At 70.3% G+C, this 22150-nt stretch carries 22 protein-coding genes and 1 tRNA gene; 11 read left to right on the forward strand and 12 right to left on the reverse strand.

The window, feature by feature from the left end; translation table 11 throughout:
- Nucleotides 1-203: hypothetical protein (locus tag FIF60_RS16780; protein ID WP_144299443.1), on the reverse strand; the 203-nt coding region annotated here is incomplete at its 3' end.
- 119 nt (nucleotides 204-322) lie between these two features.
- On the opposite strand from FIF60_RS16780, the gene FIF60_RS16785 reads away from it, so the two are divergent.
- The 6 genes from FIF60_RS16785 to FIF60_RS16810 are packed head-to-tail and all read left to right on the forward strand — an operon-like array spanning nucleotide 323 to nucleotide 5097.
- Nucleotides 323-1075: a FadR/GntR family transcriptional regulator gene (locus tag FIF60_RS16785; RefSeq protein ID WP_144299482.1), complete on the forward strand. Its 753-nt coding sequence runs from the start codon at nucleotides 323-325 to the stop codon at nucleotides 1073-1075.
- A 35-nt stretch (nucleotides 1076-1110) separates the two neighbouring features.
- Entirely contained in the window at nucleotides 1111-2106 is a 996-nt protein-coding gene (locus tag FIF60_RS16790) for a TRAP transporter substrate-binding protein (protein ID WP_144299444.1), read from the forward strand.
- Nucleotides 2107-2108: 2 nt separating this feature from the next.
- Nucleotides 2109-2573: a TRAP transporter small permease gene (locus tag FIF60_RS16795; protein ID WP_158639270.1), complete on the forward strand. Its 465-nt coding sequence runs from the start codon at nucleotides 2109-2111 to the stop codon at nucleotides 2571-2573.
- A gap of 9 nt (nucleotides 2574-2582) precedes the next feature.
- Nucleotides 2583-3860 carry a TRAP transporter large permease gene (locus FIF60_RS16800; RefSeq protein WP_144299446.1) on the forward strand — a complete coding sequence of 426 codons (1278 nt, stop codon included), beginning with the start codon at nucleotides 2583-2585 and terminating at the stop codon, nucleotides 3858-3860.
- 25 nt (nucleotides 3861-3885) lie between these two features.
- Nucleotides 3886-4332: a ribose 5-phosphate isomerase B gene (gene rpiB / locus FIF60_RS16805; RefSeq protein ID WP_144299447.1), complete on the forward strand. Its 447-nt coding sequence runs from the start codon at nucleotides 3886-3888 to the stop codon at nucleotides 4330-4332.
- A gap of 3 nt (nucleotides 4333-4335) precedes the next feature.
- Nucleotides 4336-5097, forward strand: a complete 762-nt coding sequence (locus FIF60_RS16810) for an SDR family NAD(P)-dependent oxidoreductase (protein WP_144299448.1) — start codon at nucleotides 4336-4338, stop codon at nucleotides 5095-5097.
- On the opposite strand, the gene FIF60_RS16815 is transcribed toward FIF60_RS16810, so the two are convergent.
- A complete protein-coding gene (locus FIF60_RS16815) occupies nucleotides 5087-6343 on the reverse strand; it encodes an MFS transporter (protein WP_144299449.1) in 1257 nt (418 codons plus the stop codon). The genes FIF60_RS16810 and FIF60_RS16815 overlap by 11 nt on opposite strands.
- Nucleotides 6344-6471: 128 nt before the next feature.
- Between FIF60_RS16815 and FIF60_RS16820 the strand changes: the two genes are divergently transcribed.
- The 3 genes from FIF60_RS16820 to FIF60_RS16830 are packed head-to-tail and all read left to right on the forward strand — an operon-like array spanning nucleotide 6472 to nucleotide 10549.
- Nucleotides 6472-8247, forward strand: a complete 1776-nt coding sequence (locus tag FIF60_RS16820) for a DUF6311 domain-containing protein (protein ID WP_144299450.1) — start codon at nucleotides 6472-6474, stop codon at nucleotides 8245-8247.
- Nucleotides 8244-9755 (forward strand): hypothetical protein, encoded by a 1512-nt coding sequence (locus FIF60_RS16825; RefSeq protein ID WP_144299451.1) that lies wholly within the window; start codon nucleotides 8244-8246, stop codon nucleotides 9753-9755. The genes FIF60_RS16820 and FIF60_RS16825 overlap by 4 nt, the downstream gene beginning before the upstream one ends.
- On the forward strand, nucleotides 9752-10549 hold the full coding sequence (locus FIF60_RS16830) for a YdcF family protein (RefSeq protein WP_144299452.1): 798 nt from the start codon (nucleotides 9752-9754) through the stop codon (nucleotides 10547-10549). Before FIF60_RS16825 ends, FIF60_RS16830 begins: the two co-directional genes overlap by 4 nt.
- Before the next feature lie 71 nt (nucleotides 10550-10620).
- On the opposite strand, the gene FIF60_RS21710 is transcribed toward FIF60_RS16830, so the two are convergent.
- Genes FIF60_RS21710 through FIF60_RS16860 form a run of 6 tightly spaced genes read right to left on the reverse strand, consistent with a single transcriptional unit; the run spans nucleotide 10621 to nucleotide 16809 of the window.
- The gene (locus FIF60_RS21710; protein ID WP_158639271.1) at nucleotides 10621-11502 is read right to left on the reverse strand and encodes a glycosyltransferase family 2 protein; all 882 of its coding nucleotides are present in this window, start codon (nucleotides 11500-11502) and stop codon (nucleotides 10621-10623) included.
- Entirely contained in the window at nucleotides 11499-12371 is an 873-nt protein-coding gene (locus tag FIF60_RS16840) for a glycosyltransferase family 2 protein (RefSeq protein WP_144299454.1), read from the reverse strand. Before FIF60_RS16840 ends, FIF60_RS21710 begins: the two co-directional genes overlap by 4 nt.
- Nucleotides 12371-13495, reverse strand: coding sequence for a glycosyltransferase family 4 protein (locus FIF60_RS16845; protein WP_144299455.1), 1125 nt, complete (start codon nucleotides 13493-13495; stop codon nucleotides 12371-12373). The genes FIF60_RS16840 and FIF60_RS16845 overlap by 1 nt, the downstream gene beginning before the upstream one ends.
- Nucleotides 13492-14568: a glycosyltransferase family 4 protein gene (locus tag FIF60_RS16850; protein WP_144299456.1), complete on the reverse strand. Its 1077-nt coding sequence runs from the start codon at nucleotides 14566-14568 to the stop codon at nucleotides 13492-13494. Before FIF60_RS16850 ends, FIF60_RS16845 begins: the two co-directional genes overlap by 4 nt.
- Complete coding sequence (locus FIF60_RS16855; RefSeq protein ID WP_144299457.1) at nucleotides 14565-16076, reverse strand: flippase; 1512 nt, start codon at nucleotides 16074-16076, stop codon at nucleotides 14565-14567. Before FIF60_RS16855 ends, FIF60_RS16850 begins: the two co-directional genes overlap by 4 nt.
- Before the next feature lie 40 nt (nucleotides 16077-16116).
- Entirely contained in the window at nucleotides 16117-16809 is a 693-nt protein-coding gene (locus FIF60_RS16860; RefSeq protein ID WP_239451683.1) for a sugar transferase, read from the reverse strand.
- 260 nt (nucleotides 16810-17069) lie between these two features.
- Between FIF60_RS16860 and FIF60_RS16865 the strand changes: the two genes are divergently transcribed.
- Both FIF60_RS16865 and FIF60_RS16870 read left to right on the forward strand, forming a co-directional pair.
- Nucleotides 17070-18692 carry a DUF6311 domain-containing protein gene (locus FIF60_RS16865; RefSeq protein ID WP_144299459.1) on the forward strand — a complete coding sequence of 541 codons (1623 nt, stop codon included), beginning with the start codon at nucleotides 17070-17072 and terminating at the stop codon, nucleotides 18690-18692.
- Between the two features lie 102 nt (nucleotides 18693-18794).
- The gene (locus FIF60_RS16870) at nucleotides 18795-19502 is read left to right on the forward strand and encodes a type 1 glutamine amidotransferase domain-containing protein (protein ID WP_144299460.1); all 708 of its coding nucleotides are present in this window, start codon (nucleotides 18795-18797) and stop codon (nucleotides 19500-19502) included.
- 10 nt (nucleotides 19503-19512) lie between these two features.
- Here the strand turns inward: FIF60_RS16870 and FIF60_RS16875 are convergent, their stop codons facing one another.
- The 4 genes from FIF60_RS16875 to leuB all read right to left on the reverse strand — a co-directional run bounded on the left by FIF60_RS16875 (nucleotide 19513) and on the right by leuB (nucleotide 22109).
- Entirely contained in the window at nucleotides 19513-20193 is a 681-nt protein-coding gene (locus FIF60_RS16875) for a GNAT family N-acetyltransferase (RefSeq protein WP_144299461.1), read from the reverse strand.
- Nucleotides 20190-20684: a MarR family winged helix-turn-helix transcriptional regulator gene (locus FIF60_RS16880; protein ID WP_204251229.1), complete on the reverse strand. Its 495-nt coding sequence runs from the start codon at nucleotides 20682-20684 to the stop codon at nucleotides 20190-20192. Before FIF60_RS16880 ends, FIF60_RS16875 begins: the two co-directional genes overlap by 4 nt.
- Before the next feature lie 137 nt (nucleotides 20685-20821).
- Nucleotides 20822-20898: transfer RNA gene (locus tag FIF60_RS16885), tRNA-Arg, on the reverse strand.
- A gap of 98 nt (nucleotides 20899-20996) precedes the next feature.
- The gene (leuB, locus tag FIF60_RS16890; RefSeq protein ID WP_144299463.1) at nucleotides 20997-22109 is read right to left on the reverse strand and encodes a 3-isopropylmalate dehydrogenase; all 1113 of its coding nucleotides are present in this window, start codon (nucleotides 22107-22109) and stop codon (nucleotides 20997-20999) included.
- Nucleotides 22110-22150: the final 41 nt, after the last annotated feature.

The raw sequence follows: 22150 nt of genomic DNA on the forward strand, positions 1-22150 counted from the left end.
GCGCCGATCACGGCGACGCGCAGGTCGCGCCGGGGCTGCGCGAGCGCGGGGAGCGTGGCGGTTGCCAAGGCGCCGGCCAGCGCCGCGCGGCGGGTGAGCGGCATCGCGACGAGCTCGTCGAGCGGGGGTGCCCCCGGCTTCTGCGCGTGTGCGGCCATGGCAGCGGCGCGCCGGAGCGCGGCGAAGAGCGGCGTGCGCGACATGGAGGGTCCTCCCGGAGACGAAACGAGCGCACCATAGGGCCAGCCGTGCCGATGCCGCAACGCACACCTGCCGGGTTGACGGGCAAGGGCTCGGCGGCAAGATTGGTCAGACCATGGCCATGGAAGCAGACCCAGTCCTGATCCGCCCCAAGCCCGAGCAGGGTGCGCAGGGCGTGGGGCGCGTCATCGCCTACGTGAAGGAGGCGATGCTCGCAGGTCGCCTCCAACCCGGCGACAGGCTCCTGCCCGAGCGCGACCTCGCCGCCACGCTTGGGGTCAGCCGCCCCGTGCTGCGCGAGGCGCTGCGCGGGCTGGCGCAGCTCGGCCTCGTCGAGACGCGGCAGGGAAGCGGCTCCGTCATCCGCCGCCCCTCTCCCGAGATGCTGCGCGACGTCTTCACCTTCACCCTCGCTGCCGATCGCGGCGCGGTCGAGGACGTGATGGAGGCGCGCATCGCCATCGAGTGCCAGGCGATCCGCCTTGCCTGCACGCGTGCGGGCCCCGCCGAGCTCGCCCGCGTGCGCGCCGCACTCGACGGCATCCTCGCCACGGTCGAGGACGCGGAAGCGGGGGGGCGCGCCGATGCCGCGTTCCACGCCGCCCTCGTCGCCGCCTCCGGCAGCCAGACGCTGATGGCGATGCACGATACGCTGTCGGAACTGCTTCTCGTCTCGCATGTCGCACGCCGGCGCGAGACGCTCGGAACCAAGCGCATCCGCGACAGCCTCGCCGAAGCGCATCGCGACGTGTTCGCAGCGCTCATGGCGCGCGAGCCCGACCGCGCCGACGCGACGCTGCGCGCGCATTTCCGGATCGGCGACGAGCTTCGCCGCGAACGCCTCGCGGAGGTGCCGAGAACCACCGCTGGGTGACCACGCCTGAGCTGACGAGAAAGGGAGAGAACGCCATGACATTCGCCATCACCCGCCGGGCCGCGCTGGCCGCAGGCGCTGCCCTCGCCCTCGCCCCGCGCGAGGCCTTCGCCGCCACCCTCCGCTACGCCCATGTCGGCGCGGCGGGCGACGTGCAGACGCGGTTCGCAGAGGAACTCGCCGCCGCCGTGCGCACCAAGTCGGGCGGCAAGACGGAGATCCGCGTGTTCCCCAACAGCCAGCTCGGCGGCGTCTCCGAGATGGTGGACGGGGTGCAGCAGGGCTCGATCCAGATGGGCCACCATGACTTCGCCTCGCTCGCGAAGTTCGTCCCAGAGGTCGGCGTGTTCAACGCGCCCTACATCTACCGCGACGGCGAGCATGCGCTGCGCGCGACCGACCCCGACACCTCGCCCGTGCTGAAGGAGATCAATGACAAGCTCGTCGCTGCCTCCGGCGTGCGCATCGTCGGCCGCATCTATCGCGGCGCCCGGCACATCTCCTCGAAGTTCCCGGTGCGCTCGCCGGCCGATCTCGCGAACAAGCCGTTCCGCGCCGTGCCGCTCGAGCTCTGGGTGTCGATGGTCAAGGGCTTCGGCGCGGTGCCCACGCCGGTCGAGGTGGCGGAGCTGCCGACGGCGCTGATGACCGGCCTCGTCGTCGGGCAGGAGAACCCGCTAACGATGATCAGCGCCAACAAGCTGTTCGAGGTGCAGAGCCACGTCTCGATGACCGGGCACATGATCAGCCTGCTCGCGGTCTTCGCCAATGACCGCGCCTGGCAGCGGCTGCCAGCGGACGAGCGGACCGCGCTGACCGAGGCGCTGCGCGAGAAGGGCCGCGAGAGCTACGAGTGGGCGAAGGCAGACGAGGCGAAGCTCGTCTCCGAGCTCCAGGGGCGCGGCATGACCTTCATCACGGCAGAGACGGGGCTCGACCAGAACGCGTTCCGCACCGCCGTGCTTCGCCAGGTGAACCAGGACTTCCCGGCCTGGGCGCCGCTGATCGCGCGCATCGGCGAGATCCGCTGAGCGTGCGTTTCGTCCGCCTTCCCTTGCAGGTCGCCAGCGTCGCAGCCCTTGCGGCGCTGGTGATCCTGCCCTGCCTGCAGATCATCCTGCGCGATGTCTTCGTCGCTCCCATCGTGGGTCTCGAGGAGGTCGCCAAGCTCGCGCTGATCCTGCTCGTGTTCCTCGCCTACCCCCTGGTGGTGGACAAGGGCGAGGACATCGTGATGGGCGAGGCGAAGGCGATGCTTCCCGAACTGCCCCGGCGGATCGCCGATGCCGCGATCGGGCTCATCTGCGCCGGTGCCGCCGTGGTGATGGCCTGGGCGGTGTGGGAGGCGCTTGCCTCGAACCCGCGCAACATGACGCCGACGCTCAAGATCCCCTTCTGGATCTTCCTCGCCTCCGCCTTCATCGCCTTCGCCGGCGCGGCGCTGCTGCATCTCTACCGCGTGATGCGCCCCCGTCCCGCAGCGCCGACCATCGTGTAGCGCCGCCGCATGCTCGGCTATCTCGTCATCGCGGGCTTCGTCAGCCTCTTCATCGCGGGGTTCCCGGTGGTGTTCGCGGTGCTGATCCCGGCGATCACCTATGTCCTGATCGAGGACCTTCCCTTCTCGCTTCTCGCGAGCCGCGTCACCTACGCGCTCGACAGTTTCCCGCTCGTCGCCGTGCCGATCTTCATTTTCGTCGGCAACCTGATGAACCTCGCCGGCATCACCGAGCGGATCTTCCGCTTCGCCGACGTGCTGGTCGGTCGCATCCATGGCGGTCTCGCGCAGGTCAACATCGTCGCCTCGCTGATCTTCTCCGGCATCTCCGGTGCCGCGCTCGCGGATGTCGGCGGCCTTGGCCGCGTCGAGATCAAGGCGATGAACGAGCGTGGGTTCGACCCTCCCTTCTCGGCCGCCGTCACCGCGGCGAGCGCGCTTGTGGGGCCGATCTTCCCTCCCTCGATCCCGTTGATCGTCTACGGCTCCGTCACCTCGGTCTCGATCATCCAGCTGCTTCTCGCAGGCATCCTGCCTGCCGTGTTCTGCACCATCGCCCTGATGATCACGGCAGGCATCGTCGCGCTGAAGGCAGGCTACCCGAGGGCCGATCGCTGGCCGAGGATCGCCGAGATCATCGCTGCCTTCTTCCCCGCAGCGCCCGCCCTGTTCGCGCCCGTGCTCATCGTCTCGGGGATGCTGACGGGCCACTTCACGCCGACGGAGGCGGCTGCCGTGACGGCCGCCTACGTTCTCTTCGTCGGCTTCGTCGTCTATCGCGAGATGACGGCCACGCACGTGCTCGATGCGGCGCTTCTCTCCGCACGGAACACCGCGGCGATCCTGATCATCGTCGCAGCCGCGGCGATGTTCGGCTGGATCCTTGCCATCGAGGAGATCCCCCAGGCCTTCGGCGCCTTCATCTCCGGCCTCTCGACCGACCCGGACGTTCTCTTGCTGCTCGTCAACGTCGTGTTCCTGGTCGTCGGCATGTTCCTCGACAGCACCACCGCGACGCTTCTCGTGGTGCCGATCGTCGCCCCTCCGATCGTCGCCGCAGGCGTGGACCCCGTGCATCTCGGGCTGACGATCATCTTCAACCTGATGATCGGGCTGCTGACGCCGCCCATGGGCCTCGCGCTGTTCCTGATCGGCGACATCGCCAAGGTGTCGATGCAGGCCTTGCTTCGCGCGCTCGTGCCGTTCTACGTGCCGCTCTTCGTCACGCTTGCGGCCATTACCTACATTCCCGCCCTCTCGCTCACCATCCCCAGCCTGATACGCTGATCCGATCCGCTTGAAAGGTGCCCCCATGAAGATCGTCGTCGGTTCCGACCATGCTGGCTTCTCCCTCAAGGCCGATGTGGTCGCCGCCATCCGCCGCGCCGGCCACGAGGTCGAGGACGTCGGCAGCCATGACGACAAGCCCGTCGATTTCCCCGACATCGCGAAGGCCGTGTGCGACAGGGTGACCGACGGACGGGCCGATCGCGGCATGCTCGTCTGCGGCACCGGCGTCGGCGCCTCGATCGCGGCGAACAAGCGGCGGGGCATCCGCGCAGCCGTCTGCCACGACGCGCATTCGGCGCACCAGTCCGTCGAGCATGACGATGTCAACGTGATGTGCATCGGCGCGAAGATCGTCGGAGCCTGGCTCGCCGAGGATCTCGTGCGCGCCTTCCTCGAGGCGAAGTTCAACGCCACCGACGATCACGTCCGCCGCGTCGCCAAGCTCACCGCCTTCGAGAGCGAGGCCTGAGGAATGGCACGGGCCGGCGCGTTCCGGGGCAAGCGCGTCGTCATCACCGGCGCAGCCGGAATCTACGGCTCGTGGTTCGCCCGCGCCTTCGCCGAGGAGGGCGCGGTTCTCTGCCTCTCCGACAACCGCGCCGAGGCGCTCGAGGAGACGGTTGCCGGGCTCGGGCTCGACCGCGCGACGACGCTCACCCACGCGACGGAGCTGCTCGACGAGGCCTCGATCCTCGACCTCGCTCGCCTCGTCGCCGACCGGTGGGGCGCGCCGGACATCGTCATCAACAACGCCGGCATCTATCCCGGCAGGCTGCTCGTCGAGACCTCGACCGAGGAATACGACACGATCATCGGCGTGAACGTGCGCGCGCCCTTCCTCGTCACGCGCGAGATGGCGAAGCTGATGATCGCGCGCGAGGTGCGCGGCAGCATCATCGCCGTCGGCTCAGGGGCGGCCCGCAAGCTCCGCCCCTCGCGGGTTCTGTACTGCACCTCGAAGACGATGCTCGAGCGCATCGCCAAGGGCTTCGCGCTCGAGCTCGCCCCGCACGGCATCCGCGTCAACGTCGTCGAGCCGGGCTTCGCTGCCGGAAGCGCGGTGAGCCCACTGTCGGAGAAGCACATCGCCGAGACCACCGCCTCGATCCCGCTCGGGCGGCTGACCGACTGGCGCGACGCGCCGGAGGCGGTGATGTTCCTCTGCTCGGAGAAGGCCTCCTACATCACAGGCACGGTTCTCGCCGTCGAGGGCGGCAACAGCCTCAGGCTGTAGCCGCGGCCGGCTCTGCCCGCCCGAGGGCGCGCCGGAGAAGCCAGGCGACGATCGAGACGTTGAGCGCGTTCCAGGCGAGCCCGTTGAGCACCGCCGCCTGGTAGGAGCCGGTGAGGTCGAACATCACCCCAGACAGCCAGCCGCCGAGCGCCATGCCAGCGAGCGTCGCCGAGATGGCGAGGCCGACGCGCACGCCCGCCTGGGCGGCGGGGAAGTATTCGCGCACGATGAACGCATAGGCCGGCACGATGCCGCCCTGGAACAGCCCGAAAACGGCAGAGACGATGTAGAGCGCGACGAGCCCGTCGAACGGCAGGTAGAGCGCGAGCGCGATGCCCTGCAGAACGGATCCGAGAAGCAGCGTCGCGAGCCCGCCGATGCGGTCCATCACCCAGCCCGAGATGAGGCGGCTGACGATGCCGAAGCCGAGCATCAGCGCCAGCATCTCCGCCCCTCGCGCCGGGCCGTAGCCGAGATCGACGCAGTAGGCGACGATATGGACCTGCGGCATCGACATCGCCACGCAGCAGGCGACGGCCGCGACCATGATCAGCCCTTGCAGCGTGTTGCGCCGGAGGCCGAGCGGCATCGGGTCGTCTGGGCTGCGGGCGAGCGCCGGCCCGGGCGCGGCATGGGCCGGCACGGGGCGGCTGAGGACGAGCGCGAGCGGGATCATCGTGACCAGGCAGATCACGCCGATCGCGAGATGCGTGCCACGCCAGCCATGGTCGGCAACAAGAACCTGGAGGATCGGCGGCCAGATCGCGCCGGCGAAGTAGTTGCCGCTGATGCCGAGGGCGACGGCGATGCCGCGGTGGCGGTCGAACCAGCGCGAGGTGTCGGCCGCGAGCGGGGCGAACACGGCCGAGGCGCCGAACAGGCCGATGAGCACGCCGCTCAACAGGGCGAAGACGATCATCGAGGGAGCAAAGGCGGTCGCCACATAGCCGAGGCAGAGCGACACCGCGCCGATCAGGGCCGGAAGCATGGCTCCCCGCCTGTCGGCGAGCTGCCCGAACAGCACGCCGCCTCCGACGAAGCCGAGCATCACGAAGGTATAGGGAAGCGAGGCCTCGCCCCGGGCCGTGCCGAACTCGGCCTGGACGAAGGGCAGAACCACGACGACCGACCACATGCCGACGCCGCCGATCGTGCCGAGCAGGGTGACGGCAGCGAGCCGCACCCAGGCATAGCGCGATTCGACCCCGCCGCTTCGCCACGCCTCGGTGGCGTCGGTTACCCTCATCCGTATTGTCCCCGGCGCCGCGGCGCCTCTGCGTTTCCAGGGTAGAGACGGTAGGCGCGCCCGATCCGCGCCGCAATCGCGTGGCATGCAGCGCACGCCCGCCGGAGCGACAGGACTTCTCCCAAACCGTGACGACCGTGCCATCCCGCCCAGCCCATCCGGGCCCTGGCCTGATGCTTGCCGCCGCCGCGATCGGTGCCGCCGTCGTTGTCCTGTCCTTCGGGCCCACCCCGCTCGCCTTCTGGGAGGGGGTGCTTCGCCCCTCCTCGACAGGCTGGATGCTCGCCGGCCCCATGGGTCCTGACCCCGTGCAGTACTGGCTTGGATGGAGCTGGTTCCGCCGCGACGGATGGCACCTCCCCCCCGGCGCGAACCCCGATTACGGGCTCGAGATCGCGAGCACGATCTTCTACGCCGACATCATTCCGCTGATCGCGCTGCCGCTGAAGGCGCTCTCGGGGCTCGTCACCGTCGAGCAGTACTGGGGGGCCTGGCTGCTCTTCTGCGGCATGGCCCAGGCCGTGCTCGGCATGCGGCTCGCCGCGCTGTCGGGGATCGGCGCCAGCCTCGCCGGCCGCGCCGCCCTGCTCGGCGCCGCGGCGATCTTCGCGCTTCAGCCGATGATGCTGATGCGCATGGCAGGGCACCTGGCGCTGGCCGGGCAGTGGACGATCCTCGCCGCCCTGCTCCTCTGCTTCACGGACGGGCATAGCTTCCGCCGGCCGCTCGGCTGGGCGGCGCTCGTTCTCGCCACCAGCCTCGTCCACTCCTACCTGCTTGTGATGGTCGGAGCGCTCTGGGGCGCCGACTGGCTTCGCCGAACCATCGCCGAACCCGCCGCGCGACGCCTCGTCGAGGCGCTGGCCGTGCCGGCGCTCGCGCTGTTCGGGCTCTGGATGGCCGGGTTCTTCGCCCTGCGCGCGGGGCATGACGCGGCAGGCTATGGCGAGCTCGGCTTCAACCTGCTCGCCTGGATCGATTCGACGCTCTGGGGCTCGATCATCCCCCCCGTGCCCGACCTCAGGCACGGCGAATCCGGCAGCGACTATCTCGGCCTCGGCGGCATCGCGCTGATCCTCATCGCGCTCGGCGTGGCACTGGTGTGGCGCGATCTCGGCGTGGGCGCCGCACTCGGCCGGCGCTGGCCGCTCGTCCTCGCAGTTCTCGCCATGGCCGCCTTCGCGGCCACCCACCAGCCCTCGCTCGCCGGCGTGCGCATCAGGCTGTTCGACCCGCCCCACTGGATGCTCGAGCTCGCGGGCTTCCTCCGCGCCTCCACGCGGCTTGCCTGGCCGCTCGCCTACGCGCTCCTCGCGGCCTGCTCGATCCTCATCCTCCGCGCCATCGGGCCGCGCCGGGCGGGGCTTGCGGCGGCGCTCTTCGCCTCGCTCGCGACGCTTCAGCTCGCCGACCTCCTGCCCTCGATCCGCCACTACGAATCCCTGGTGATCAAGCAGCCGCGCATCCAGCCAGAGCGGCTGCCCGATCCGTTCTGGGACACGCTCGGGGCCGCCTACGGCCGCATACGCGCCGTTCCGGCGGCCGACCGCGGGCTGCACTGGGAATCGACCGCGCGCTTCGCCATCCGCCACGGCATGACGACCGATGCCGTCTATCTCGCCCGCATCGACCCGACGAGGATCGCCGAGCTCCGCCGCAAGGTCGCCGCGCAGCTCTTCACCGGAGCGCGCGAACCGGGCACGCTCTACGTGCTGCGTGACCGCGACAGCCTGATCCGCGCCGATTTCGGGCGCGACCGCGGAAGAGACCCGATGCTCTTGATCGACGGCCTGGTCGTCCTCGTGCCGGGCTGGGGGGACAGGCCGATCCCCGCACATCTGAGGAGGCTGATGCCGCCGTTCGACGGACTGCCCGAAGGCACGATCACGGAGGGAACGCGGTGAGGCCGGTCGTCGCCGCGCTGACGGGCCCTGTCGGGCTGCCGCTGGCGATGCTGGCGGCGTCGTTCCTGCTCCGCTCGCTCTCCTACGTGCCGGCGGTGATCGACACGGACGAGGGGCTCTACATCGTCCAGGCGCGGGAGTGGCTCGCCGGCACCTGGCCACTGATCGGCACGTGGGACATGCACCCGATCGGCGCGCCGGCGCTCGCCGCGCTCGCGATGCTGCTGCCGCTTCCGGTTGTCTTCGCTGTGCGGCTCCTCGGCACGATCGCCGTGGCGGCGACGGGCACCGCGCTCGTCGTGCTCGCCCGCACCCTCGGCCTGCCGGCCATCCCCGCCTTCGCCGCGGGGCTGCTCTCGGTCGCGATGACGGTGAATTTCGGCGGGCTCGCGACGAACACAGAGATCCTGTTCGCACCCTTCGCCGTCACCGCGCTTGCGATCGCCGCGCGCGAGGCCGTGCGCGCGCTCGACGAGGCCGAGAAGCCGCGCCTCCCTGCCCTCGCCGCCGCCGGGCTGCTCGTCGGCATCGCGCTCACCATCAAGACGAACGCCTTCCTCGAGGGGTGCTTCGCCTTCGCCGTGATCGCCGGGGCGGGCCTCGTCTCGCGCGAGCTGCCGCTCCGCCGCCTGCCGGTCTTCGCGCTGGTCTACGCCGCGGCCTGCGCGGCCCCAACCGTCGTCATCGCCATCGCCTACGCCGTGCAGGGAGCGTTCGGCATCTTCCTCGATGTCTGGTTCGTCGCGCCGCTCCGCTATGTCGGGGCGCGCATCTCCTTTCGCGACGCTGCGTGGATGGTCGTCTCCATCGCGCTGTTCCTCGCCTGGCCGCTCGCTCTTGCGGCGGCGACGCTGCTTCCCCGCGCGGGTGTGGCACGGCCTGCGCGTTTCGGGGCCGTGTGGCTCGGCGTCGCGATCCTCGCCGCCTCGGCGCCGGGAATGTTCTTCAACCACTACTTCCTGATCCTCCTGCCGCCGCTCTCGCTGCTCGCCGCGGCGGGAGCCTGGGCGCTGGCGAACCGGCTTCTGCCGGCGCGGCCGGGCCTGCTTCTCGCGATCATGCTCGGCGTGCTCGCCGCGAACTCCTGGCTCGCCGATGCTGCGCGGCGCGTCGAGCTCGGCCCCGGCTTCCGCAGGCCCGACCCCGTGCGCCAGGTGGTGGCCGCGGTGCAGCAGGCGGTGCCGCCGGGCTCGCCCATCTACGTCGCGAACTACCACCCGGTCGTCTACGTGCTCGCAGGCATGGCGGCGCCGACGCGCTTCGTGTTCCCGGCCCACCTCGCTGGCTGGTACAGCGGCGTGACGGGCATCGATGCCGATGCGGAGATCGACCGCGTGCTCGCCTCCCGCCCCGCCGCCATCATCGTCGATCGCGGGTGGTGGTCCGCCATACGCCCGCCCATACGCCCTGTGATCGAGGCGGCGCTGGCGCGCGACTACGTGTTCGCCGCACGGGTTCTCGAGGCGAACGGGCCCGTCGAGATCTACCGGCTGAAGGACCTGCCGTGACGACGCTGAGCTATGTGCTGTCGAAGGTGCTGTGGTTCGTGCTCCGGCCCGGCACCTTCGCGCTGATCCTCGCGCTGATCGGGCTCGCCGCGATGTGGCGCGGCCGCCGCTGGGGCCGCTGGCCGCTGCTGGCGGGGCTCGGCTTCTTCGTCATGGTCATCGTCACGCCGATCGGGCAGCTGATGCTCATCCCGCTCGAGGAACGGTTCTCGCGTCCCGTCGAGGCGCCCGCGCGGGTGGACGGCATCGTCGTGCTCGGCGGCGCGGTCGACCAGAACCTGACCGAGGCGCGCGGTATCCCCGCGCTGAACGGCGCGGCGGAGCGGATGACGGAGGCCGTCGCTCTCGCCCGCCGCTATCCCGAGGCACGCATCGTCTTTACCGGGGGGCAGGGCTCGCTGATCCATGGCGGGCTGACGGAGGCCGATGTCGCGCGCCAGCTCTGGACGGCGATGGGGCTCGACCCGTCGCGCATGACCTATGAGAGCGAGAGCCGCAACACGCACCAGAACGCGGTGCTGACCTACGCGCTCGTCGAGCCCAAGCCCGGCGAGACCTGGCTTCTCGTTACCTCGGCAAGCCACATGCCGCGCTCCGTCGGCGTGTTCCGCCACGCGGGGTGGCAGGTGGTTCCATGGCCGGTGAACTACCGCACCGGCCGCTCCCTCGCCGCGCTCTACGACGCGCCGTTCCCAGAGCGCATCGGCCAGTTTGAGGGCGCGTTGCGCGAATGGGTCGGCCTCGTCGCCTACTGGCTCATGGGCCGGATGGAGACGCCGTTTCCCGGCCCCTAGAGCACGTTGGATAGAGCAGCGTAGCCCGACCTGATGGAACCGGAATCGGTTCCATCAGATCGGGCGCTGCTCTAGAGCTCGAGGATGCGCTTCGGGTGCGCCCGGCCGCGCACGAGGTCCCAGAGCCCGAGCATGTTGCCGCGGAACCGGCCGAACCGGTCGACATGCTTCTCCGGCGCGACGGAGCGCACCAGGTTGATCAGGCAGTGCCGCGCGGCAGAGGGGACGGCGTGGCTCCACGGAAAGCTGCCCTTCCGCGCGAGATAGATCGGGTTGACCACCTGGCTGTAGCCGAGCCGAAGCCCCGGCGTGCGGGCCGATTTCACGCCGAGATGCACGCCGCGCGCGCCGGCGAGCCTGAGGATCGAGCCATAGGCGCCGAGCCTGCGCGAGACATCGATGTCCTCGTACCAGGCGTAGAGCGGCAGCTCCTCGTCGACGCGGACAAGGTGGTTCCGGACCGGCGCCATCTTGAAGGCCATGTTGCAGCCGTAGCCGTTGAAATGCGGCTCTGCGGCGCGCGGGTCGGGCGGCGCGGTGTCGGCGGCGAGGATCGCCCGTCCCTCCTCGACGGTGAGCCCCGGGCCCTTCGCACCGTCGGCGATCACCGTTCCGGTTGCGACGACACATTCCGGGCGCGCGTTCATCACCGCCTCGAGCACCTCGAGGAAGGCCGGCGCGGCGAGGAAATCGTCGTCGAGGAACAGCACCACGTCATGCGCCGCCGCGGCATCGAGAATGGCGTTGCGCTGGCGCGGAAGCCCGGCCTCGGCCTTGAGGAACACGATGTCGGGCCGGCGCGAAGGGAGGTCGCCGACATCGTCGTCCGTCACGTGGCAGACATAGATGGCATCGGCCGGGCGCGTCTGCCGGCCGAGCTCGGCGATCGTCTCGGCAAGGACGGCAGGGCGGCCGCGCGTGGCGATGCCGACGGCGATGGACAGAAGCCTCACCGGAGCGGCTCCTGGGGTGGCGGCGCGGGGCGTCGAGCCTCCTCCGCCGCAAGCAGGCCGCGAAGCCGGCCGCGGAACGTTTCGTAGTAGTAGCGTGCCGCCAGCCCCCTTCCGCGCAGCAGGCTCACCGCCACGCCGCCGAGCGGGCGGACGAGGAAGGGAAACCACGTGCCGGGGCCCGGCGCATGCCGGCGCAGCACCACGCCGAGCCCCGCGCCGTAGAGCCCGGCGCGCGAGGCGGCGATGGGGGTCAGCCGCTTGTCGGGGTGGACGATGCGAAGCCCGGCATCGTAGCGCACCACATGCCCCGCACGGATCGCACGCGCGACGAGATCGTTCCCCTCTGCCGAACCGAACTCCGTGCCGGGGCCGAGCCGTTCGTCGAACCCGCCGAGCGCGAGCGCGACCTCCCTCCGGAGGAAGAGATTGAACTCGATAACGCTCGTCCAGACATTGGCGAGCGTTATCGCCCCGCTCTCGCCGCGCCAGCGCCCCGAGCCGAGGCCGCCTTCCGGAGACGCCGCGGGGCCCGTGAGGATGGCAAGGGCCGGGTCGTCAGCGAATGCGCGATCGACACGCGCGAGAACGCCGTCGGGCATCACGCAGTCATCGTCGGGGAAGGCGACGATCTCGCCGCGCGCATGGCGGAGGCCGAGATTGCGGGAGTTGTTGGCGTTGGCGATGCGCGAGCGCAGGTGGGTGAGCGGAAGCCGCCCGGCATAAGGCGCGAGAACGGGAGCGACGCGCTCGTCCTCGTTCTGGTCGACGACGATGACCTCGGCGGGCACGGCTTGCGCAAGGATCGAGCCGAGCAGCGCGCCGATCTCGTCGCTCCTTCCCTTCGTGGCGACGACGAGGCTGAACCGCATCACCGCGCCTGCAATTCGCGCGCGACCAGGCCCTTCATCGCGTCGCGGAACACCGCCTCGCCGAAACGCATCGCGTTCGCCCGGCAGGCCTCGGGCGTGATCGCACCATCGAAGGCCTCGAACCGCTCCACTGCCGCAACGATGCTGTCCTCCGTCTGCTCGTCGAAGAACACGCCGGTCGGCTCGTTCGCCGGCGGGGCGCGAACGATGTCGAGCGCGCCACCTCGGCCATAGGCGATCATCGGCGTGCCGCAGGCCTGCGCCTCGACGATGGCGATGCCGAAATCCTCCTCCGCTGCGTGCAGCGACGCGCGTGCGCCCTGCATGCGCGAGATCAGCTCGGGCTGCGAGACGCGGCCGAGGAAGGTGATGTTCGAGGCATCTCCCGCCGCCTCGCGCACCGCCTTCATGTTCGGCCCATCGCCGATGACCACGAGCTTTCGCCCGGGCATGCGGCGGAACGCGCCGGCAACGAGCTCGATGCGCTTGTAGGGAACCATCCGCGAGGCGACGAGGTAGTAGTCCTGCTTCTCGCGCCGGAGCGTGAAGCGCGATACGGCCACCGGCGGGTGCACCACCACCGATTCGCGCCGCCAGACCTTGCGGATTCGCTCGGCGATGTAGCTCGAGTTCGCGACGAGCACATCGACCCCGGCAGACGACGCCCGGTCCCAGATGCGAAGCCGGTGCAGCATCATCCGCGTGAGCACGCCCTTGATGCCGCGATCCATCCCGCTCTCGCGGAGGTACTGGTGCTGCAGGTCCCAGGCGTAGCGCATCGGGGAGTGGATGTAGCTCACATGCAGCTGCCCCGGCCCGGTCAGCACGCCCTTGGCAACGGCATGCGAGGAGGAGAGAACGAGGTCGTAGCCGGAGAGATCGAACTGCTCGATCGCGAGCGGCATGAGCGAGAGGTACTTGCGGAAATGCTTCCGCGCGAAGGGCAGGCGCTGGATGAAGCTCGTGCGCGGCACCTTGCCGCCAAGGAAGCCGCGCTCGTCTTCCGGCAGGAAGTCGCATACCACGAACAGGTCCGCCTCCGGCCAGGCGAGCAGGAGCTGTTCGAGAACGCGCTCCGACCCCGCATAGGTGTCGAGCCATTCATGGACGATCGCGACCTTCATGGGCGGATCTCCGAAACGATGTCGAGAAGCCGTTCCGCCGCCGCGCGCCAGGTGAAGCGCCCGGCGCGCTCCGCCCCCGCCTCGCGCAACGACGCCGCCAGGCCGGGCTCGTCGAGCAGACGGGCGAGCGCGGCGGGAAGGCTTTCGGGCGCGGCCGGGTCGAACCAGAGCGCGGCATCGCCGCACACCTCGAGGACGGCGCCCGAGGGCGAGGCGATCACCGGGCAGCCGGCCGTCATCGCCTCGATCGGCGGCAGCCCGAACCCCTCGTAGCGCGAGGGAAAGACGAGGCAGAGCGCGTTCTCGTAGAGGCAGCGCAACTCCGCATCCGTCACGCGGCCGAGCGCGACGGCGCCCGAGCCCTGCGCGAGACCTGCAGGGCGGAACACGGCGGGGTCTGCCGCACCGGCCGCGGCAAGCGTCAGCCCGCGCGAGGCGAGAAGCGAGGCGGCGGCGGCAAGCGCGCCGAGATTCTTGTGCGCCGCCCGGGTGCCCACGGCGAGCGCGAACCGGCCAGGCTCAAGCCTGTGGCGGGACAGCACGGCCGTATCCGGCGCCTCGCGCAGGATGTGCTCGCCGCCTTCCGGCATCACCGCGATCGCCTCCGGGTCGATCGGCAGGTTCGCGGCGAGGCGCGCCCGCGAGAACTCCGACACCGTCACGATCCTCGCGCCGCGCGCGACGAGCACGCGATGCAGGACCCGGTACCAGGTGCGGAACGCGAAAGAGTAGCTCTCCGGCGTGTCGAAGGCGCCGGCGTCGTGGATCACCACAGCCTGGCGCCGTCCGGCAAGGATGGGGCCCGTGTTGCCGAGATTGACGATGACATCGCCACGGGCTGCGCGCACAAGGTCGCGCTGCTCCCAGCCCTGGCCGCCGCCGGTTCCGAGCGTCTGGAGCGGGATCGTCCGCAGCCACGGCGCGCTGGCGCCGGCGGGTGCGACGAGGCGGATCGGCGGCGCACGGCCTTCGCGAGCGAGGGAATCCAGCGCGCGTGTCGTCTCGATGGCGAAGCGCTGCACTCCGGTGAGCCCCTGCGTCAAGAACCGGCCGTTAATCACGAGCCCGGTCATCGCCTGAGCACCGCAGCGGGAGAGCGGAGGGCGAGCGCCAGTCCCGCGCGTTCGTCGGCGTCGAGCGCACGCCAGGCGAATACGGCGAAGCCGACAGCGGCGACCGCACCGACGGCAAGGGCTGCGGGAATGGACGGCAGGGCCGCGGCGATGGCGAGGCCCACGCCGCTCACGCCGATGGGAAGGGCGAGACGGCGCACCGTGCCGGCGGCTGCGGGATAGATCCGTGCGGCGATCGTCGCGCGGCCTGCGCAGTCGATCGCCGCGCGAAGGGCCCAGGCCATCGCCGCGCCCTCGATTCCGACCAGGAGGAGCATGAGCGCGGAGAGGGGCACGAACACCACCGCCTGGGCAAGCGCGAAGCGCGCCGTCAGGTCCGGCCGGCCGACCGCCTCGATCAGGCTCCCGGGAGCGAAGGCGATGCAGTTGAACAGGATGCCGACGCCGAGGATGCGCAGCACGCCCGCGCCGCCATCCGCGAAGTCCTGCCCGAGCCAGAGGCGCAGCGCGGGATGGGCAAACACGACGAGGATGACCGCAGCTGGAAGCACGATCGCGCCGATCAGCAGCGTCGCCTTGCGGAACAGCGCGACGGTCTCTGCAGGCAGGGCGCGGAAGCTCGAGGCGAATGCCGGAAGCAGCGCCTGGGCCACCGCCACCGGCAGGATCCAGAACCGAAGCACGAGATCGAGCGGCGTGGCGTAGAACGCGACGGCGGTGAGCGTCAGAAGCGCGCCGATCAGGAAACGGTCCGCGTAGAGCAGCGCCTGGGTGAGCGCGCTCGAGAACGTCATCCACCCGCCGAAGCGAAGCAGCGGCAGAACCGGCGCGAGGCGAATCGCCGAGAGACGGATGCCGGGAACGAGCGGGCGCACAAGCCAGGCGTAGGAGAGCGTGTTGGCGAGCCGGCAGAGAACGAGCGCAAGGAACGCGGCGACAAGCGAGTTCCACGCCATCAGCGCGAGTACCGGGCCGAGATAGTAGAAGATGCCCACGGGAATGCTGACGAGGTTCGCCGCGCGGAAGCGCTGATGCGCGGCAAGCACCCCCCAGAGCGCGGCATTGGCGACGACGAGCGGTGCCGCGGCGACAAGCACGCGCATCGCAACGATCGCTTCCTCGACGAGCCCGGGCGGCACGTTCAGCGCATGCTCGACAAGCGGGCGGATGCCCCACCAGGCGAGCGCGGCGAACACCGTGCTGGTGGCGACGAGAGCTGCGAGCGCGCTCGCGACGAGCTGACCCTCGCCCTCCATGTCGCCGGCGCCGATGCGCTCCGACAGCGCGCGGGTCAGCGCCGGGCCGACGCCGAGATCGAGCATGCCGAACACGCCGACCAGGGCGAGCGCGAGGGTGAACAGGCCCCAGCGCTCGATGCCGAGCTGGCCGACCAGAACGGGCGTGAGCGCGAGCGCCAGGAGAAGCGGCAGCCCGCGTCCGAGCGCGTTCCACGCAACGCCGGAAACGAGCCGCCGCCCCCCTGCGCGGGAGGCGGCGTCGTCAGTCATGGTTGGGACCAATACTCTCCCTTGCCGGGAGATGCAGCCGTCAGTAGGCGCCGCGGCGGAGCAGGACGACCGCCGGGGTACGCATGAGGATCTTCATGTCCTCGAGCAGCGAAGGCTTCGTCGCGTAGGCAACGTCGAGCGCGACGCGGCGGTCATAGCTCGTCTCGTTGCGGCCGCTGATCTGCCACGGGCCGGTGATGCCGGGGCGAACCGCCTGGTAGTGCTCGGCGGCCGCGCCGTAGTAGAGCGCGAGCTCGCTGGCCTGCACGGGGCGGGGCCCGACGAGGCTCATGTCGCCGCGCAGCACGTTGATGAGCTGCGGCAGCTCGTCGAGGCTCGTCGACCGGAGGAAGCGGCCCACTGCCGTCACGCGCGGGTCGTTCTTCAGCTTGCGCGTCGCCGCCCACTCGGCACGGGCCGCCTCGTCCGATGCGAGCACGGCCGCGAGCCGCGCCTCGGCGTCGGGAACCATCGAGCGGAACTTCAAGCAGCCGAACGGCTTGCCGTCACGCCCGATGCGGGTGTGCGAGAACATGGCGGGGCCGCCATCGGCGCGCACGAGCAGCGCCAGGATCGCCATCGGTAGGCCGAGCACGACCAGCGCAGCGGCCGACACGACGATGTCGATCGCACGCTTGGCGATGGCATGCAGGCCGGACGCCGAGCGGCGACCGGCGGGAATCGCAAGCAGGGACCCAGCACGCAGCGTTTCAAGAGCCGGAAGACCGGACATGACCATCCTCTGTTCCTGCCTGACCCGGCATACCGGCTTGTTGGATGAGCACCACCACAGCGCCTCGGGCGCTCGCTCACCGCCACCGGTTTCGGATCACCAGCAGGAGGGATATGGAGGACGTCAGGGGCGGCTTCGCGACGGGGTTGGGGCGGATTTGTGGCACCGCAACAACCGGCGCGAGCACTGCTTGCCGAACACTTTGAAGGGCCGCTACAGCGGCGCGGACGATCGGTGCGATGCGGCCTGGCGGAGAGCAGATGACACGGCGGAAATCGGCTTCCGACCAGGGTTTTCCGGCAGTGCCGTGCTACCTCGCCGCCCTCCTGCTCGGCCTCATCCAGGCCGCTCTTCTCTTCCCGGGTCACTTCCTCGTGCCCGTCGCAGGCGGCGACGCAGCGCCGATCGGGGACGCCGCCCAGCACGCGATCGCGCAGCGGTATTTCATCGCCGATGCATGGCGCTGGCCGCCGCTGCTCGCACGCAACATGAACACGCCGGATGGCGTGAACATCGCCTTCGCCGACGGCATTCCCCTGCTGGCAATCCCGCTCAAGATCGCGTCGCCGTTCCTGCCGGCGGGATTCCACGGCATCGGCCTCTGGTACGCGATCGCCACCGTCGCGCAGCCGATCGCCGCGGTGTTCGCTCTGCGGAGCGCAGGAGAGAAGCGGCTGTTGCCGGCGCTCGGCGTGTCGCTTGCGGCGCTCGCCATGCCCCTGTGGCTCGCCCGCTACGGCCATGCGGCGCTGACCTTCCACGCCGCGCTGCTCGTCTCGCTCGGCCTCTATCTTCGGCTCGTGCAGGAACAAAGCGTGGGCACATGGGCGGCGGCGGCCGTGGTGCTCGTCGCAATCCTGCTCGTCCACCCCTATCTCGCCGCCATGGCGCTCGCGATGATCGCGGCGGTACCGGTGACGCGGCTTCTGCGCGACGGCGCCGGAACAGCGAGCGCGGTGGCAGGGTCCGCCGCCTGCGCGCTCGCCGTCGCGGCGACGATGGCGGCGTTCGGCTATCTCGGCGCGGCCGGCGACGGCGGCTACGGACGCTACGCGCTCAACCTTCTTTCGCCTGTCTGGCCCTACCGGTCGCTCCTGTTCGGAGGCGGCATCGGGAAGGAGATCGACGCGACGGGCCATGGTGGCTGGGAAGGCTATGCCTGGCTCGGGGCTGGGCTGCTCGGCGGGCTGGTGCTCGGCGTTCTGCTTCGGCCGCGCGAAGCGGCGGCGATGGTTCGCCGCCATGGCGGCCTGGCACTCGCGATGCTCGGGCTCACGCTTCTCGCCGTCAGCCATCGCGTCGGCTTCGGCGAGCGCATCGTGCTCGATCTTGGAGCGGTGCCTGGCTTCCTCGAGCAGTTCCGCGCGTCAGGCCGGTTCTTCTGGCCGGTTGGCTATGCGCTTCTGCTCGCCACCGTTGTGCTGCTCGCGCGCAGCGGACGCGCCGGCCCGTGGCTCGCGCTCGCGCTGGGCGTTGCCCAGTTCGTGGATGCTGCGCCGATCCGCCGCGATCTCGCGGCCTGGGCCGATGCCCGGCCGGCCTGGACGCTGGAGGCGGATGCCCTGCGCGGGCTCATGGCCGAGGCCTCGCGGCTCACCCTGCTGCCATCCTGGCCCTGCATCGCGCAGCACGACACGCGAAGCTTCGTACTCGCGCACGAGGCGCTGGCGCTCGCCTCCGAGCGTGCGCTTGCCGTCAGCACCATGCATGTCGCGCGGTGGCGCACGCCGCCGGCCTGCGACGATGCCTCCCTGGCCGCCGCCCCCCTCGCCGCGGGCGAGCTTCGCCTTCTCCTGCCTGCCGCGATCCCGGCGCTGCTTGAGCGGGTGCCCGAGGCCACCGCACGCTGCGTGGCTGTCGGAGAGGCGATGGCCTGCCGCTAGCAATCGACCGGTCGCGGCGCCGCCAACCTTGTCCGCCCGGCAGCGTTTGCGGGATGCGGCATCCGGCTTGCGGAGGGCGCGCGCTCGAACAGGAGACAGCTGATGGCCAGGATCCTCATCGTTCTCACCTCGCATACGCAGCTCGGCGACACCGGGCGCGCGACAGGCTTCTACTTCGAGGAGCTTGCTGCGCCCTACTTCGCCTTCCTCGATGCGGGGCACGAGGTCACGCTCGCCTCCATCGCCGGCGGTGCGGCCGTGCACGATCCCGCGAGCCTCGAAGGCGAGGCGTCGGCCTGGCCGGAAAGCGTCCGCCGCTTCCTCTCCGATGCCGGCGCGATGGCAGCACTCGCTGCGACCAAGCCGATCGCGGCGGTAGACCCTCGGGATCACGATGCAGTGTTCCTGCCGGGCGGCCACGGCACGATGTGGGACTTCCCGTCCTCCGCCCATCTCGCGGCGATCGTGAGTGCGATCCACGCGTCAGGCGGCGTCGTGGGCGCAGTGTGCCACGGTCCGGCCGGCCTCGTGAACGCCAGGCGGACGGATGGACGCCCACTGGTCGAGGACCTCCGGGTGAACGCCTTCACCGATGCGGAGGAACGCGAGATGGGCCTCCTCGGCGCGGTGCCCTTCCTTCTTGAGGCGCGGCTGCGCGAGCTCGGTGCCCATTTCGAGGCCGCGCCGAACTTCACCTCGAAGGCGATTTCCGACGATCGTGTCATCACCGGACAGAACCCGATGTCGAGCGATGCGGTGGCCGAGTTGATGGTCGAGGAGATCGCGGCGCGCGAGCCCGTGCGCGCCTGACGCGGCGGGTTCAGGCCATGCGCTCGAATGCCGCGACGTGCATGCGAGCGCGCAGGCGAAAGCCGATGGAACGATAGAGCGTGATCGCCCGCGCGTTCGTCTCCCAGGCGTGCAGATAGGGCGTCTCGCCGCGGTGCTGGATCGCGCGGGCGACCAGGAGGGAGAGCCGTTTCGCGAGACCCCGGCCCTGCGCGTCCGGATGGGTGCAGACGCCGCTGATCTCCGTGAAGCCAGGGTGGCCGAAGCGTTCGCCGGCCATGGCGATGAGCCGGCCCTGCTCGCGGATGCCCCAGAACGCGCCGAGACTGAGCGCGCGGAGGGTGAAAGGGCCTGGTTTCGTCAGGGTGGCAAGCGCGAGCATGTCTTCGACGTCCGCCGCACCAAGGCGTTCGATGCCGGAACCGTCCAGGTCCTGTGCCGGGCGCTCGAGAAGCATCTGCACGCCCATGGCGGTCGTCGTCGCGACGAGGTCGGGTGGAACTGAAATCGGAGTTGCCTGGATGACCAGGACCCGCTCGGCGGGCCGTACGAGGTCGCCCAGCGCGAGAAGGCAATCGCGATCATCCGCCTGCGTGGCGGCGAAGGGCGCGATCTCGGCGAGGTAGCGCCTGGCGCACGAAGAGCCTTGCGCCAGGCCTGCGTGGCGCGTCGCGAGGGCAGACCAGATCGGCCTGTCGAGCGAAGCGGTCATCGCACAGGCTCCTTGCCGCCTGCCGCGCGCCGATGCATCGGGGCTGCCGCAAGCCCGTCCTCGATTGCCGAGAGCTGCTCGAGAAGCGGGCCGGACAGCCCCTCGCAAAGGGCGGCCACGGCACGCTCGATGCGTGGCCAGGCATTGCGCCGCGCGGACTGCACCAGGCCCCGCCCCGAAGTGGTAAGCGAAATGATCCGACGCCTCTGGTCGTCGTTCGGCTGCGCCTGTTCGACGAGGCCGAGCGCCGCAAGCTGCGCGATGCTGCGGGTGATGCCCGGTTGGCTGAGGCCGACCGCCTGTGCAAGCTCTCCGACCGCGAGGGGGCCGAGCCGGTCGAGCGCGGCGAGAAGCGGATGATGGCTCGCCTGTACGGGCGGATCGAGCTCATCGAGCACGCGCTGCACATCGGCCTGCAAGGCCTCGCCGAGCCGTTTCAGCCTTGTGCCGAGGCAGAGATAGCCGAGCGATCGGATGACATCCTGGGTCACGAGAGTACCTCGCCTTAGCGATAACATGTTATATATCTTGTTATGTACATGGATACAAGTGGCGGAGGCATTTCCGCCGCGCATTCGCCGGGCAAGGCGGAGTCAGGCGGCGATCCACGCTCGAGATGTTGGGGAAATGGCGCGCCCGGCAGGATTTGAACCCACAACCCCCAGATCCGTAGTCTGGTGCTCTATCCAGTTGAGCTACGGGCGCGCAGGCCGCCTCTCGGCGGCAGAGGCCGGGGTTCTAACGGAACACCCTGGCCCAAGCAAGGCCCGACCGCGCAGGGCGGCCGAGCCGGAACGCAGGCCTCAGGCGGCGATCTTGTCGAGCTCGCGCGTCACCGCCTCGCCCATCACTTGGGTCGAGACGCGCGCCATACCCGTCTGCATGATGTCGGCGGTGCGCAAGCCACTCGCAAGCACCTTGGTGCAGGCCCGCTCGATCAGTGCGGCATCCTCGTTCATGTCGAAGCTGAAGCGAAGCAGCATCGCGAAGGAGAGGATCTGCGCCATCGGGTTGGCGATGCCCTTGCCGGCGATGTCGGGCGCAGAGCCATGGATCGGCTCGTAGAGCGCATGGCGGCGGCCATCGGCGCCGAGGCCGCCCAACGTCGCCGAGGGAAGCATGCCGAGCGAGCCCGTCAGCATCGAGGCGAGGTCCGAAAGCAGGTCGCCGAACAGGTTCGTGGTGACGATCACGTCGAACTGGCGCGGGTTGCGCACGAGCTGCATCGCGCAGTTGTCGGCGTACATGTGGCTGAGCTCGACATCGGGGAACTCGCGCTGGCCGAGCGCCGCTACCGTCTGGCGCCAAAGCAGGCCGCTCTCCATCACGTTGGCCTTCTCGACGGAGCAGAGGCGGTTCTGCCGCTTTCGCGCGAGCTCGAATCCGACGCGGGCGACGCGCTCGATCTCGGCGGTCGTGTAGACCTCCGTGTTGACGCCGCGCTTCGAACCGTCTGGCAGCGTCTCGATGCCGCGCGGCTCGCCGAAATAGATGCCGCCCGTGCTCTCGCGCACGATCATGATATCGAGGCCGCGCACCACGTCGGGCTTCAGGGTGGAGGCATCCACGAGCGGGTCGAGCACGGTGGCGGGGCGGAGGTTGGCGAAGAGGCCGAGCTCACGCCGAAGGGTGAGGATCGCGATCTCCGGCCGCTTGTCGAAGCCGAGCGTGTCCCACTTGGGCCCGCCGACGGAGCCGAACAGCACCGCATCGGCCGATTTCGCCTTCGCGACCGTCTCCTCGGTGATTGGTACGCCCTGCGCGTCCATCGCCGCCCCGCCGACGAGGGCCTCCTCGAGGTCGAAGGTGACGGCGCGGCGCCGGTCCATCCAGTCGATGACACGGCGCACCTCGCGCATCACCTCGGGCCCGATGCCGTCACCGGGCAGCACGAGAAGCTTCTTGTTCGACGCCATCCTGATCGTCCCCCGTCGTTGCCGCCCTGCCGGCGCATCCC

The organism is Elioraea rosea (genome assembly GCF_007644105.1).
Lineage (GTDB): Bacteria > Pseudomonadota > Alphaproteobacteria > Acetobacterales > Acetobacteraceae > Elioraea_A > Elioraea_A rosea.

Bases quoted from the DNA above. Each gene is read 5' to 3' on its own strand.
- FIF60_RS16875 (WP_144299461.1), bottom strand. From the start codon at position 20,193: ATGACCGCTTCGCTCGACAGGCCGATCTGGTCTGCCCTCGCGACGCGC.
- FIF60_RS16810 (WP_144299448.1), top strand. From the start codon at position 4,336: ATGGCACGGGCCGGCGCGTTCCGGGGCAAGCGCGTCGTCATCACCGGC.
- FIF60_RS16850 (WP_144299456.1), bottom strand. From the start codon at position 14,568: ATGACCGGGCTCGTGATTAACGGCCGGTTCTTGACGCAGGGGCTCACC.
- FIF60_RS16815 (WP_144299449.1), bottom strand. From the start codon at position 6,343: ATGAGGGTAACCGACGCCACCGAGGCGTGGCGAAGCGGCGGGGTCGAA.
- FIF60_RS16860 (WP_239451683.1), bottom strand. From the start codon at position 16,809: ATGTCCGGTCTTCCGGCTCTTGAAACGCTGCGTGCTGGGTCCCTGCTT.
- FIF60_RS16870 (WP_144299460.1), top strand. From the start codon at position 18,795: ATGGCCAGGATCCTCATCGTTCTCACCTCGCATACGCAGCTCGGCGAC.
- leuB (WP_144299463.1), bottom strand. From the start codon at position 22,109: ATGGCGTCGAACAAGAAGCTTCTCGTGCTGCCCGGTGACGGCATCGGG.
- FIF60_RS16800 (WP_144299446.1), top strand. From the start codon at position 2,583: ATGCTCGGCTATCTCGTCATCGCGGGCTTCGTCAGCCTCTTCATCGCG.
- FIF60_RS16840 (WP_144299454.1), bottom strand. From the start codon at position 12,371: ATGCGGTTCAGCCTCGTCGTCGCCACGAAGGGAAGGAGCGACGAGATC.
- FIF60_RS16865 (WP_144299459.1), top strand. From the start codon at position 17,070: ATGACACGGCGGAAATCGGCTTCCGACCAGGGTTTTCCGGCAGTGCCG.
- rpiB (WP_144299447.1), top strand. From the start codon at position 3,886: ATGAAGATCGTCGTCGGTTCCGACCATGCTGGCTTCTCCCTCAAGGCC.
- FIF60_RS16845 (WP_144299455.1), bottom strand. From the start codon at position 13,495: ATGAAGGTCGCGATCGTCCATGAATGGCTCGACACCTATGCGGGGTCG.
- FIF60_RS16785 (WP_144299482.1), top strand. From the start codon at position 323: ATGGAAGCAGACCCAGTCCTGATCCGCCCCAAGCCCGAGCAGGGTGCG.
- FIF60_RS16790 (WP_144299444.1), top strand. From the start codon at position 1,111: ATGACATTCGCCATCACCCGCCGGGCCGCGCTGGCCGCAGGCGCTGCC.
- FIF60_RS16855 (WP_144299457.1), bottom strand. From the start codon at position 16,076: ATGACTGACGACGCCGCCTCCCGCGCAGGGGGGCGGCGGCTCGTTTCC.